12 protein-coding genes are annotated in these 12,877 nt (G+C 70.9%); 9 read left to right on the forward strand and 3 right to left on the reverse strand.

Annotated elements, in window-relative coordinates; translation table 11 throughout:
• The first annotated feature begins 11 nt into the window (after positions 1–11).
• Genes LQ222_RS19420 through LQ222_RS19430 form a run of 3 tightly spaced genes read left to right on the forward strand, consistent with a single transcriptional unit; the run spans position 12 to position 2,788 of the window.
• The gene (locus LQ222_RS19420; RefSeq protein ID WP_230168499.1) at positions 12–893 is read left to right on the forward strand and encodes an oxaloacetate decarboxylase; all 882 of its coding nucleotides are present in this window, start codon (positions 12–14) and stop codon (positions 891–893) included.
• On the forward strand, positions 890–1,606 hold the full coding sequence (locus tag LQ222_RS19425) for a haloacid dehalogenase type II (RefSeq protein ID WP_230168500.1): 717 nt from the start codon (positions 890–892) through the stop codon (positions 1,604–1,606). Before LQ222_RS19420 ends, LQ222_RS19425 begins: the two co-directional genes overlap by 4 nt.
• 3 nt (positions 1,607–1,609) lie before the next feature.
• Positions 1,610–2,788 carry a class I SAM-dependent methyltransferase gene (locus LQ222_RS19430; protein ID WP_230168501.1) on the forward strand — a complete coding sequence of 393 codons (1,179 nt, stop codon included), beginning with the start codon at positions 1,610–1,612 and terminating at the stop codon, positions 2,786–2,788.
• Between the two features lie 4 nt (positions 2,789–2,792).
• Here the strand turns inward: LQ222_RS19430 and LQ222_RS19435 are convergent, their stop codons facing one another.
• A complete protein-coding gene (locus LQ222_RS19435) occupies positions 2,793–3,779 on the reverse strand; it encodes a tripartite tricarboxylate transporter substrate binding protein (protein ID WP_230168502.1) in 987 nt (328 codons plus the stop codon).
• A gap of 106 nt (positions 3,780–3,885) precedes the next feature.
• On the opposite strand from LQ222_RS19435, the gene LQ222_RS19440 reads away from it, so the two are divergent.
• From LQ222_RS19440 to LQ222_RS19455, 4 genes are all read left to right on the forward strand, one after another.
• Positions 3,886–4,605 carry a DUF1028 domain-containing protein gene (locus tag LQ222_RS19440; RefSeq protein ID WP_230168503.1) on the forward strand — a complete coding sequence of 240 codons (720 nt, stop codon included), beginning with the start codon at positions 3,886–3,888 and terminating at the stop codon, positions 4,603–4,605.
• Positions 4,606–4,662: 57 nt separating this feature from the next.
• On the forward strand, positions 4,663–5,739 hold the full coding sequence (locus tag LQ222_RS19445) for a tartrate dehydrogenase (protein ID WP_230168504.1): 1,077 nt from the start codon (positions 4,663–4,665) through the stop codon (positions 5,737–5,739).
• A 78-nt stretch (positions 5,740–5,817) separates the two neighbouring features.
• A complete protein-coding gene (locus LQ222_RS19450; protein ID WP_230168505.1) occupies positions 5,818–7,326 on the forward strand; it encodes an amidohydrolase family protein in 1,509 nt (502 codons plus the stop codon).
• A 12-nt stretch (positions 7,327–7,338) separates the two neighbouring features.
• The gene (locus tag LQ222_RS19455; protein ID WP_230168506.1) at positions 7,339–8,028 is read left to right on the forward strand and encodes a cyclase family protein; all 690 of its coding nucleotides are present in this window, start codon (positions 7,339–7,341) and stop codon (positions 8,026–8,028) included.
• A gap of 63 nt (positions 8,029–8,091) precedes the next feature.
• Here LQ222_RS19455 and LQ222_RS19460 read toward each other — a convergent pair whose 3' ends face one another.
• Entirely contained in the window at positions 8,092–8,889 is a 798-nt protein-coding gene (locus tag LQ222_RS19460; protein ID WP_230168507.1) for an enoyl-CoA hydratase/isomerase family protein, read from the reverse strand.
• Between the two features lie 79 nt (positions 8,890–8,968).
• Between LQ222_RS19460 and LQ222_RS19465 the strand changes: the two genes are divergently transcribed.
• On the forward strand, positions 8,969–9,937 hold the full coding sequence (locus tag LQ222_RS19465) for a Gfo/Idh/MocA family protein (RefSeq protein WP_230168508.1): 969 nt from the start codon (positions 8,969–8,971) through the stop codon (positions 9,935–9,937).
• On the opposite strand, the gene pobA is transcribed toward LQ222_RS19465, so the two are convergent.
• Positions 9,925–11,100 (reverse strand): 4-hydroxybenzoate 3-monooxygenase, encoded by a 1,176-nt coding sequence (gene pobA / locus LQ222_RS19470; RefSeq protein WP_230168509.1) that lies wholly within the window; start codon positions 11,098–11,100, stop codon positions 9,925–9,927. The two genes, LQ222_RS19465 and pobA, sit on opposite strands and share 13 nt — an antisense overlap.
• 117 nt (positions 11,101–11,217) lie before the next feature.
• Between pobA and LQ222_RS19475 the strand changes: the two genes are divergently transcribed.
• Positions 11,218–12,747 carry an ABC transporter substrate-binding protein gene (locus tag LQ222_RS19475; RefSeq protein WP_230168510.1) on the forward strand — a complete coding sequence of 510 codons (1,530 nt, stop codon included), beginning with the start codon at positions 11,218–11,220 and terminating at the stop codon, positions 12,745–12,747.
• The last annotated feature ends 130 nt before the right edge of the window (positions 12,748–12,877 follow it).

Consider the following 12,877-nt stretch of genomic DNA (forward strand, 5'->3'; position numbering starts at 1 on the left):
GACTGAACAGCATGGCCAATCCCGCCCTCCGCAAGGCGTTCGAACAGAAGAAGTTCATCGTCGCCCCCGGCATCTTCGACATGATCTCGGCCAAGGTCGCCGATGGCATGGGGTTCGACTGCCTGTATGGCACCGGCTTCGGCACGGTGGCGTCGCATCTGGGCGTGCCGGATGCCGGCATCGCCACCTACGCCGACATGGTGAGCCGCATGGGGCAGATGGCGCGCGGCGTGCGCACGCCGATGATCGCCGATGCCGATACCGGCTATGGCGGCCTGCTGAACGTGCGGCACACGGTCATGGGCTACGAGGCCGCCGGCATCTCGGGCATCCAGCTGGAAGACCAGGAGATGCCCAAGAAGTGCGGCCACACGCCCGGCCGCCGCGTCATCCCGGCGGAGGAGATGGTGCTCAAGATCAAGGTCGCGGCCGAGGCGCGCACCAGCCCCGACTTCCTGATCGTCGCGCGTACCGATGCACGCACCACGCTGGGACTTGAGGAAGCGATCCGGCGCGGCCGCATGTTCGGCGATGCGGGGGCCGACGTGGTGTTCATCGAAAGCCCCGAGAGCGAGGAGGAGATGCGCGCCATCGGCCGCGCGATCGACAAGCCGCTGCTGGCGAACATGGTGGAAGGCGGCCGCACGCCGCTGCTGCCGGCGCATACGCTGGCCGAGATCGGCTACGCCATCGCGATCTATCCGGCGGTGGGATTCCTGGCGATGGCCGCGGCGATGGAGCGCGTCTACGGCCACCTGAAGCAGCATGGCGACAGCATCGCCATCGGCGAATCCTACGGCTTCAAGCGCATGACGGAGCTGATGGGCTTCCCCGAGGTGTGGGACTTCGAGACGCGCTGGGCGCAGCCGCAGCCCGCGAAGGCCGCGGAATGAGCGCGCTGCCCGGCGTGAAGGCGCTGGTCTTCGACACCTTCGGGACCGTCGTGGACTGGCGCAGCGGCATCGCCCGCGATGCGCGGGTGTTCCTGGCCAAGCATGGGCGGCCGGACGTCGATGCGCTGGCCTTCGCCGATGCCTGGCGCCGGCGCTACCAGCCGGCGATGGAGGCGGTGCGCTCAGGCGCGCGGCCCTTCACGCGGCTCGATGTGCTGCACCGGGAAAACCTCGATGCCCTGCTGGCCGAACACGGCATCGCGGCGGACGAGGCCGAGCGCGACTGGCTGAACCGCGCCTGGCATCGGCTCGACCCATGGCCGGATGCGATCCCGGGGCTGTTGCGGCTGCGCGCGAAGCACTTCATCGCGCCGCTGTCCAACGGCAACATCCTGCTGCTGGCGAACATGGCGAAGCGCGCGGGCATTCCCTGGGACGCCATCCTGGGTGCCGAGCCGGTGCAGGCCTACAAGCCGCAGCGCGAGGCCTATACCCGCACCGCCGAAATTCTCGGCCTGGCGCCGGCCGAGGTGGCGCTGGTGGCCGCGCATAACGGCGACCTGGCGGCGGCGCGCAAGGCGGGCCTTGCCACCGCCTTCGTGCTGCGTGCGCATGAACACGGCCCCGACCAGGCGACCGACCTGCGCGCCGATGCCGACTGGGACGCGATCGCCGGCAGCTTCGAGGAGTTGGCGGACCAGCTTGGCTGCTAGTGGATGACCTTCCCGCACCAGGACCCCTTCTGGACGGCGCCGGCGCGCCTGGTGCGGGATCGTGCATCGCCGGGTGCGCGCATCCTCGCGCCCGACATCTTCTGGTGGGTCTTCCCGCGCATCCATCGCTACGCGCGTACCGCCATCGTGCCGGACGAAACCCATGACTGGGCGATCCTCCACAAGGGGATGCTGGGCGAGGTGACGCGCGACGCGCTGCGGCGCATCACCACCACGATGCACCCGGTGCTGGCCAACGAGGTCTTCGTGGTGTTCGGCCCGGCGGCGCCTGATAGCGAGGCGATCCGCGCCACCGACCATTTCCGCGCCTTCCAGGACGCGCTGCCCGCGCGCCTGGAGCAGCCCGACCCCACCGGCGCGAGCGAGGACGATCCCGTGCTGCCCGAACCCGGGATCATCGCGCAGTTCCCGGCCATGTCGGATGCCGAGCTGCGGCATGCCATGGACCGCTTCTGGCGCCACGGCGGCTACATGTACGAGACGCTGCGCGACCGCACCTACTACGCCGAGCTCGACCGGCTGATCGCCGGATATTGCGGCGCGGCGGCGGGCGAGCAGGTGCTGGACCTGTGCTGCGGCACGGGCCGGCTCGGCGCCTTGCTGCCGGGCGCGGCGGCGATCACGGGCATCGATATCTCGACGGTGGCGCTCGGCATCGCGGGGGCGCGCCATGCGGGCGATCCGCGCCAGCGTTTCGCGGCGATGGCGGCCGGCAACCTCGGTTTCCCCGATGCATCCTTCGACCGCGTGCTGTTCGTCGATGCGATCGAACACGTGCGCGACCCCGCGCAGGTGCTGGCCGAGACGGCGCGCGTGCTGCGCCCGGGCGGCGCCGCGATGCTGACCGTGGCGAACAGCGACGGGCTGAACCAGCGCATCGCGCGCAGGCTCGGCACCGGCGCGTTCGTCACGAACTACCAGCACCTGCACGAATTCACCTGGGGCGAGACGCAGTCGATGCTGCGTGCCGTCGGGCTGCGCGCCGAACGCGCCGACGGCATCTTCCTGTATCCGTATTGGGGCGTGCCGGGCGTGGACGACGCTGTGCGCCACCTGACCGACGACGATCCGGAGATCGTCGCCGCCATGCTGGAACTGGGCCGCCGCGCCGGGCCGGACTACGCCTATGCCTTCGCGGTGCTGGCGCGCAAGGAGAGCTGACGGATCACTCCGCGCGGATATTGCCGTCGCGGATCACCGGGCCCCACTTGGCGATGTCGCCGGTGACCAGCGCGGCGAATTCGGCGGGCGTGCCGGCCACGACTTCCGCCGCCTGGCGGGTCTCGACGAAGGACTTCACCTCGGCGCTGGTGATGATGGCGCGGAAGGCGGCGTTGATGCGCGCCACCAGCGCGGGATCCATGCCGGCGGGGCCGGAGATGCCGTGCCAGGTCATCGCCTCGAAGCCGGGGAAGCGGGCGGCGACGGCCGGCACGTTGGGCAGCGCCGCCACCGCGCGCGGCGTGCCGATGGCGATGGCGCGCACCTTCTCGTCGCGGATGAAGGGCAGCGCGGTCGAGACCGAGGGGAAGGAGAACTCCGTCTCGCCGGCGATGACGCTGCGCAGCACGTCGGCGCCACTGCGGTAGTGCACCGCGGTGAACTTCACGCCGGCCTTCTGCGCCAGCAGCTCCGACGCCAGGTGGCTGACATGGCCGACGCCCGGCGAGGCATAGGGAATGCCATCCGCGCGCGACCGCGCCAGCGCCGCCAGGTCGTCCAGCGTGCGCACGCGGCTGGCGGCCGGCACGATCACCACGATCGGCAGGTTCACCAGGTGGATGATCGGCGTGAAGGCCGTGGCGGGGTCGTATGCCAGGCCCGGCTGCAGCAGCTTGCCGATCGCATTGGCACCCAGGTCGGCCATCATCAGCGTCTGGCCGTCCGGGCGCGCCTGCGCGGTGAACTGCCCCGCGATGGCACCGCCGGCGCCGGAGCGGTTCTCGACCACCATGGGATGGCCGTTGGAATGCGGGCCGAAGGCGTTCGCCACGGCGCGCGAGAGCGTGTCCACCGCGCCGCCCGCGCCGAACGGCACGACCAGGCGCACGGGTCCCGACGGCCACGCCGCGGCCTGCGCGTGCGCCAGGCCGGGTGCGGCGGCGGCGACCGCAAGGCCGGCCAGCGCGCGGCGATGGAACTGGATGGTCATGGCGTTGTCCTCCCGTGGATTGCGCCTGTCATCGACGGGCCGGCGCCCTGCTGTCAACAGCGGCGCGACGGTGCAGGATGCAGGCGCATCCCGGAGCCCTACGCCCATGACATGGTCCATCGTCGCGCATGATCCCCCGACCGGCGCCTTCGCCGTCGCGGTCACCACCTGCAACCTGGCGGTCGGCGCGGCCTGCCCGTTCATCCGCACGGGGGTGGGCGCGGTCTCCACGCAATCCATGAGCAACCGCTACCTGGGCCCCGCGGTGCTGGAGGCGCTGGCGCGTGGGCTGTCGCCGCGCCTGGCGCTGGACAGCGCGCTGGCCGGCGACGAGGGGCGCGGGCTGCGGCAGATCCATGTGGTGGATGCCGCGGGGCGCGTGGCCGCGCATACCGGCGACAATTGCGTCGAATGGTGCGGGTCGATCGCGGGTTCGGGTTTCTCCGTCGCCGGCAACATGCTGGCCAATGGCCGCGTGATCGCGGCCACTGCCGAGGTCTTCGCCACGCGCGGCGACCTGCCCTTCGCGGAACGCCTGATGGCAGCCCTGCACGCCGGCCAGGCCGAGGGCGGCGACAAGCGCGGCCGGCAATCCGCCGCGCTGATGATCACCACCACCGAGGACTTTCCCGACATCAACCTGCGCGTGGATGACCACGCCGACCCGCTGGTGGAACTCTCGCGCCTGCTGGCGCTGTGGCGCGTGCAGGCGGAACCGACGCAGCACACCCGCCCGTCGCGCGCCAACCCCGCGGGGCTGATCGACCTCGATGCCATCGAGGCGGGTTGGCGGGCGCGCGGTGCCGACCTGCGCCTGCGTCGCTGAGGACTTGCGCGGCGCGCCCGCGCGCGCGACACGGGCGCCGTCACAGGAGGAAAGCACATGCGCCAGCACAGGATTGCCGCGATCGGCGGCGATGGCATCGGCCCCGAGGTGATCGCCGCGGGCTGCCGCGTGCTGGAAGCGACCGCCGCCGCGCAGGGCGGCTTCTCCGTGGCGTTCGAGAATTTCGACTGGGGCAGCGAGATGTACCGCCGCACCGGCAGGATGATGCCCGACGGCGGGCTGAAGGCGCTGGAGGGCTTCGACGCCCTCTTCTTCGGCGCCGTCGGCGCGCCCGACATTCCCGACCACATCACCCTGTGGGAGCTGCGCCTGGCGATCTGCCAGGGCTTCGATCAGTACGCCAATGTCCGCCCCACGCGCCTGCTGCCCGGCGTGCGCGGCCCGCTGCGCGAGGATCTCGGCAAGCAGATCGACTGGGTGATCGTGCGCGAGAATTCCGAAGGCGAATACGCCGGCGTGGGCGGCCGCGCCCATCGCGGCCTGCCGATCGAGGTGGCGATGGATGTCGCGGTCTTCACGCGCGAGGGTGTCGCGCGCATCTGCCGTCATGCCTGCGAGGTCGCGATGTCCCGCCCCCGCAAGCTGCTGACCGTGGTGACGAAGTCCAACGCGCAGCGCCACGGCATGGTGATGTGGGACGAGGTCTGCGCCGAGGTCACCGCGCAATACCCCGCGCTGACCGTGGACAAGATGCTGGTCGATGCCATGACCGCGCGCATGGTGATGAAGCCGGGGTCGATCGACACGGTGGTGGCGACCAACCTGCATGCGGATATCCTGTCGGACCTCGCTTCCGCGCTGGCCGGATCGCTGGGCATCGGCGCCACCGGCAACATCGACCCGCAGCGGCGCAGGCCGTCGATGTTCGAACCGATCCATGGGTCGGCCTTCGACATCACGGGCAAGGGCATCGCCAATCCGCTCGGGTCGTTCTGGACCGCGGCAATGATGCTGGAACACCTGGGCGAACCGGCCGCCGCGCAGCGCCTGATGCGCGCGGTGGAAGCGGTGACCGCGCGCGGCGACGTGCTGACGCCCGACCTGGGCGGCAGCGCGACGACCGCGCAGGTGACGGATGCGGTGATCGCGGCGCTGGCCGGGGCGAACGCGTAGCGGCTTGCGCGCGGCGGCGTTTCGTCATCCGCTGCGCCGGAGCGGCGCCGGCGCGCCGCGGCAAGGAGGGCAGCCAGCATGGCCGCGACCGAACCCGGCACCATCGTCATCCGTGGCGCGCTGCTGGCCGACGCCGGCCTGCGCCGCGCCGCCCCCGCCGATGTGCTGATCCGCGACGGGATCATCGTCGAGGTCGGCGCCGGCATCGCCGCGCCGCCCGATGCGAAGGTGGTCGATGCCGCGGGCTGCCTGATCCATCCCGGCCTGATCAACGCGCATACGCATGGCCATGGCGGCCTGGCGCGCGGGCAGGGCGACAAGTGGACGCTGGAATTGCTGCTGGCGGCCGCGCCGTGGATCGGCGGGTCGCGGTCCCTGCAGGACAAGAAGCTTACCACGCAGATCGTGGCGGCGGAGATGGTGCTGAAGGGCTGCACCGCCGCCTACGACCTCTACTACGAATTCCCGATGCCGTCCGCGGACGGGCTGGACGCGGTGGCCGAGGCCTACCACGGCATCGGCATGCGCGCGGTGATCGCGCCGATGGTCGCCGACCGCACCGCCTACGAAGCCATCCCCGGCCTGTACGACGCGCTGCCCACGCCACTCCAGGCGCGCGTCGACAAGCTGCGCCTGCCCGCCTGGGAACGCACCCTGGAGTCCATGCGCGGCGTGCTGGCGAATTGGCGCTGGACCGGCCACGACATCCGCGCCGCCGTCGCACCCACCATCCCGCATCATTGCTCGGACGCCTTCATGTGCGGCTGCCGCGATCTCGCGCGCGACTACAAGGTCGGCCTGCACAGCCATGTCGGCGAGAGCAAGGTGCAGGCGCTGACGGGCATCAAGCGCTACGGCAAGACGCTGGTGCAGCACATGGACAGCCTGGGCCTGGTCGGGCCGGACTTCGTCGCCGCGCACGCCATCTGGCTGGATGATGACGACCTGAAGATCCTGCGCGACCGCGGCGCTTCCATGGCGCACAACCCGGGCAGCAACATGCGGCTGGGCAACGGCATGTTCCGCTTCCGCCGCGCGCGAGATGTCGGCGTGAATGTCGGCATCGGCACCGATGGTGCGAACTGCTCCGACAACCAGAACATGTACGAGGCGATGCGCTATGCCTCCATGCTGTCGAAGGTACAGACGCCCGACCCGCGCCATTGGGCGGGCGTGGAGGAAATCTACACGGCCGCCACGCAGGGGTCCGCGCGCGCGCTCGGCTTCGACGACATCGGGGCGATCGCGCCGGGCAAGAAGGCGGATATCGTCTTCCTCGACCTCGCGAGCATCAACTGGATCCCCCACAACTGGTCGGTCAACCAGGTGGTGCACACCGAGGACGGCACCGGCGTGCGCCATGTGATGATCGGCGGGCGCTTCGTGGTGCAGGATCGCAGGCTGCTGACCATCGACCTGGCGAAGCTGGCCGTGGAAGCGGAGGCGGCGCGCGACCGGCTGGAAGCGCTGAACGCCGAGTTCAAGGACCTTTACGACAAGCTCGAACCCGTCGTTTCCTCCTTCTGCCCGGCCTTCGCGGCGCAGCCTTATCACCTGCGCCAATACCTGTGCGACGCGCCGGCCTGAAGGAACGCAGCCATGGACATCGTCGATCTCAGCCGCGAGATCTTCCACCGCACGCAGACCCACCCATCCCACCCGCCGGTGGTGATGACCGTGTGGAACGACCACAGCGAGAAGAAGCACGCCGGCAATACCACCTTCAGCAGCAAGGCGATGTACCTGTCGCTGAGCGACCACGCCGGCACGCATGTCGATGCGCCGGTGCATTTCGACCCGCGCCCCGGCGCGCAGTCGGTCGACGAAATGCCGCTGGAGAAATTCTACACCAGCGGCTTCTGCATCGACCTCTCGCATATCCCGCTCAAGACAGCGGCGACACTGGAGGACGTCCAGGCCGCCGTCGCGAAATCCGGCCAGACCATCCAGCCTGGCGACACGGTGCTGGTCTGGATGGCGACCAACGAGCGCCTGCTCGGCAAGCCCGGCTACCTGCACGACTTCCCGGGGCTTTCGCTGCCCGCCATCCACTGGCTGGCCGACCAGGGCATCGGCATGTTCGGCGTGGAAGCCATCAGCCCCGCCCCCGAGGGCGAGCCCAACTTCCAGGCGCACATGGCCTGCGCCGAACGCGGCATCACGCACATGGAATGCCTGGCGAATCTCAACAAGCTGATCGGCCGCGGGCGCTTCCGCTTCATCGGCTTCCCGCTGAAGATCCGCGGCGGGACCGCGAGCCCGATCCGCGCCGTCGCGATCTTCGAATAGGCACGCGCGGGGACCAGGCGACTGCCCGACGATGCCGGCGGTCGCGGGGCCGCGCGCGCCCAGTCAGCCGGCCCAGGCCGGCGGGCGCTTCTGCTGAAAGGCGGCGATGCCCTCCTTCGCCTCCGCCCCCGCCGCGCATTTCGCGAAAGCCTGCGCGCCGGCCTCGGCATAGCCATCGGGCGAGAGCGGGCCCAGGGCCGCGATCAGCACCTTCGTCTCCGCCAGCGCCATCGGCGCGCCCTGGCGCAGGTCCGCCAGCACATCGCCGATCGCGGTATCGAGCGCCGCCGCATCGGGCACCACCTGATGCACCAGGCCGAGCCGCACGGCCTGTGCCGCATCGATCACGTCGCCGCGCAGCACCATGCGCGTGGCGGCGCTGCGCCCCATGCGGCGCGCCAGCCACGGCAGGATCTGCGCCGGCACCAGGCCGCGCCGGACCTCGGGCGCGCAGAACCGCGCATCGGCGGTGGCGATCGCGATATCAGCCGCACAGACCCAGCCGAGCCCGCCCGCATGCGCCGACCCCTGGATCGCCGCCACCACCACCTGCGGCAGGCGCGACAGGCGTTCGAAGCGGATCCCGGTGCGCCGGTTGCGCGCCTGCTGCGCGGCGAGCCGCTCGGCCTCGGTGCCGCCCGACGCCACTTCCGACAGATCGAGGCCCGCGCAGAAATGCCCGCCGGCACCCGACAGCACCACCACGCGCGCCTCGCGATCCGCCTCCAGCGCATCCAGCGCCGCGTCGAGCGCCACGCCCATCGCGTTGCTCATGGCGTTGCGGCGATGCGGGCGGTTCAGCGTGAGGCGCACGACCGGCCCCTCGCGCGTGATCAGCACCGGCGTCTCGGTCTCGGACATGCGCTTCCCCTTGTCGGCGAGGGGCAGGATAGACCGCGCCGGCGCGGGCGGCGATACAGGCGGCGGCAGCAGGTGGGGAATGGGGATGGTCACGCTCGGCATCGTGGGCTTCGGCATCATGGGCGAACGGCTCGCGCGCTTCGCCGCGGGGCATGGGCAGGTGCGCATCGCCGGCGTGTGGGACCCGGCGCCGCACGCGGCGGCGCGGCTGGCGGCGGCGGCACCCGGCGTGCCGTTGCTCGGCTCCGCCGAGGCGGTCATCGGCGCCTGCGACTGCCTGTACGTGGCCTCCCCGCCCGCCTTCCACCTGGCGCATGCACAAGCGGCCTTCGCGGCCGGCAAGGCGGCCTTCCTGGAGAAGCCGCTGTCGGTCGACACGCAGGCCGCGCGGGACTTCGTCGCGGCCGCCGAACGCACAGGCGCGCGCGGCGCGGTGAATTTCCCGATGGCCTCCTCCCCCGCCGTCGCGCAGCTGGCCGCCTGGCGCGATGCCATCGGCACGCCGCGCGAGGCCGCCATCACCATCGCCTTCGCCGCCTGGCCGCGATCCTGGCAGCGCGATGCCGCCGCCTGGCTGGACCGCCGCGAGCAGGGCGGCTTCACGCGGGAGGTGGTGTCGCACTTCCTGTTCCTCACGCGCCGGCAGCTCGGCCCGATGGTGCTGGACGCCGCGCGCGCGCGCTTCGATGCGCCGGGGCGCTCGGAGACCGCCATCGCCGCGCGGCTCACCGCCGGCGGGATTCCGGTGGCGCTGTCGGGCGGTGTCGGCACCACGCTCGCCGACGACCACAATGCATGGCGGCTGGAGGGTCCGTCCGGCGCGATCCGCCTGCGCGACTGGTCCTTCGCGGAGCGCCGCGGCGCCGATGGCGTGTGGTCACCGGCGCCGGATGCGCTGCCCAACGACCGCATGCGGCCGCTGGTCCTGCAACGCCAGCTCGACGGCGTCGCGGCGATGACGCGCGGCGAGCCGCATCATCTCGCGACGCTGCGCGAGGCGCTGGAGGTGCAGGAGGTGGTCGAGGCGATCCTCGCTCAATCCGCGTAGGGCAGGCCCACGTAGTTCTCCGCCAGCGTGGTCTGTGCCGCGGTCGATCCGGCCAGGTAGTCGAGCTCGGCGATGCGCACGCGTTCCTCGAAGGCATCGCCGCCATCGTAGCGGTGCAGCAGCTGCGTCATCCACCAGGAGAACCGCTGCACCTTCCAGATGCGATCGAGGCAGGTGGCGGAATAGGCGTCCATCAGGTCGCCCCCCTCCCCGGCGAAGAAGGCGTCCAGCGCGCGCACCAGCACGCGCACATCGGCAATCGCGAGGTTCATGCCCTTCGCACCCGTGGGCGGCACGATGTGCGCGGCGTCGCCGGCCAGGAACAGGCGCCCGTGGCGCATCGGCTCCGCCACGAAGGACCGCATGGCGGTGACGCCCTTCTGCAGGATCGGGCCTTCCTCCAATTCGCCGTCACGCGCACCCAGGCGCGCGCGCAACGCTGCCCAGATGCGGTCGTCCGACCACGTCGCGAGGTCTTCCTCCGGCGTGCATTGCAGGTACAGGCGGCTGACGCTGGTGCTGCGCATGGTCGCCAGCGCGAAGCCATCGGCGTGGCGGGCGTAGATCAGTTCCTCCGACATCGGCCGCGACTGCGCGAGGATGCCGAGCCAGGCGAAGGGATAGACGCGGTCGAAGATGCGAAGATCGGCCACCGGGATCGATGGGCGGCAGATGCCGTGGAAGCCGTCGCAGCCGGCGATGATGTCGCAGTCCAGCACCTGGTCGCGCCCGCCGTGGCGGTAGGTGATGCGCGGGCGGGTCGTGGCGATGTCGTGCAGCGCGACGTCCGAGACCTCGAACAGCAGCGGCAGGCCATCGGCGATGCGCGCGGCGACCATGTCCTTCACCGCTTCCTGCTGGCCGTAGATGGTCACCACCTTGCCGCCGGTCAGCCCCGCCAGGTCGATGCGATGCGCGGCGCCGCCGAAGCGCAGTTCCAGGCCGCGATGCACCAGGCCCTCGCGGTGCAGGCGGTGGGCCACGCCGGCCTCGGTCAGTGTCTCGACAGCGCCCTGTTCCAGCAGGCCGGCGCGGATGCGTCCCTCGATGTGGTCGCGCGTTCGCGCTTCCAGCACCAAGGCGTCGATGCCGCGCTGGTGCAGCATCTGCGCCAGCAGCAGACCGGCCGGCCCGGCCCCGATGATCCCGACCTGCGTGCGCATGGCGGTCGCCTCCCCGGCATTGGTATGGCGGGCGCCCGGCGGCGCCGCAAGCAGCCGGGCTTGCAGGCCGGGCACCGCAGTCCTTAGGCTGTCGGCAAGGAACGGGAGACCACCGACATGACGATCTCACGACGCGTCCTGGGCCAAGGCGCGCTCGCCGCACCGATGCTGCTGGCGCAACCGGCCTTCGCGCAGCGCAGCGCCAATACGCTGCGGATCGCCTTCCGCGACGCGGTGCCGAATGTCGATCCGTATTTCAACAGCCAGCGCACCGGGCTGATCATCGGCCACCAGGCCTTCGACGGGCTGACGCACCGCGACCCCGCCACCTTCCGCATCGTGCCCGCGCTCGCGACCGAATGGCGCTGGGTGGATGCCAGGACGCTCGACTTCACGCTGCGCCAGGGCGTGAAATTCCACGACGGCAGCACCTTCGGGCCCGACGACGTGGTCTACACCATCAACACCGTGGCCGACCCCAACACGCGCGTCGCGACGCCGTCGAACTACAACTGGATCCAGGGCGCCGAGAAGACCGGCGCATGGACCGTGCGGCTGACCATGAAGCGGCCGACGCCGGCGGCGCTCGAATACCTCGCGCTGGTCATGCCGATCTGGCCGAAGGCGTATCGCGAGCGTGTCGGCGCCGATGGCTTCTCCCGCGCGCCGATCGGCACCGGGCCGTATCGCTTCACCAAGGTGGATGTCGCCGCCGGCGTCGAATTCGAACGCTTCGACGACTACTACCAGGGCGGGCCGAAGGGACGCCCGGCGATCCAGAAGCTGACCGCGCGCTACATCGGCGATGCCGCGACGGAGCTGACGGAGCTGCTGGGCCAGCGCGTCGACTGGATCTGGAACATGAACCCCGACCAGATCGCGAACGTGAACCGCCTGCCCTACCTGCAGGCGACGCGGCAGGAATCGATGCGGGTGGGCTTCCTCAACCTGGATGCCGCGGGGCGCAGCGGCGCGGGCAACCCGATGACGAACCTGAAGGTCCGCCAGGCGGTGTGGCACGCGATCGACCGCCAGACGCTGGCCGACCGCGTGGTCGGCGGCGGATCCCGCGTGCCGCCCGCGCCATGCTTCCCCTCCCAGTTCGGCTGCAACGGCGATGCCGCGGTGCGCTACGACTACGACCCCGCGAAGGCGCGCGCGCTGCTGGCCGAGGCCGGCTTCCCGAACGGCTTCGACATCGAGCTGACCTCCTATGTCCAGCCGCGCCAGTGGTCCGAGGCGGTGCAGGCCTACCTGCAGGCCGTGGGCATCCGCGCACGGCTGAACCTGATGCAGGTGGCCGCGCAGATCCAGCGATCGATGCGCGGCGAACTGGCGATGCAGATGGGGTCGTGGGGATCGTATTCGATCAACGACGTCTCGGCGATCCTGCCCAACTACTTCATCGGTGGCGCCGACGACTACGCCCGCGACGCGGAAATGATCCGCCTGGTCGAGGAAGGCGGCAACACGGCCGACGAGGCCGTCCGCAAGCGCGCCTACGACGCCGCCATCAGGCGCGCGACCGAACAGGCCTATTGGCTGCCGCTGCACACCTATGTCAGCGTCTTCGGCTTCCAGCGGCAGCTGGAATTCCCGACCTTCGCGGACGAGCTGCCGCGCTTCTACCTGGCGAAGTGGAAGTAGGAGGGAGGTTTGTTTCGCCCTCAAGCGCCGGGCGCGCGCATCCGCGCGCTTGGCTTTCGCGCCGGGCACTGACGCGCCCGGCTCGACGGATGGTTTGGGCGCGGTCGCGCTTTGCGCTCCCGGATCACGG

The sequence above is a fragment of the Roseomonas sp. CECT 9278 genome, assembly GCF_918698155.1.
GTDB lineage: Bacteria > Pseudomonadota > Alphaproteobacteria > Acetobacterales > Acetobacteraceae > Neoroseomonas.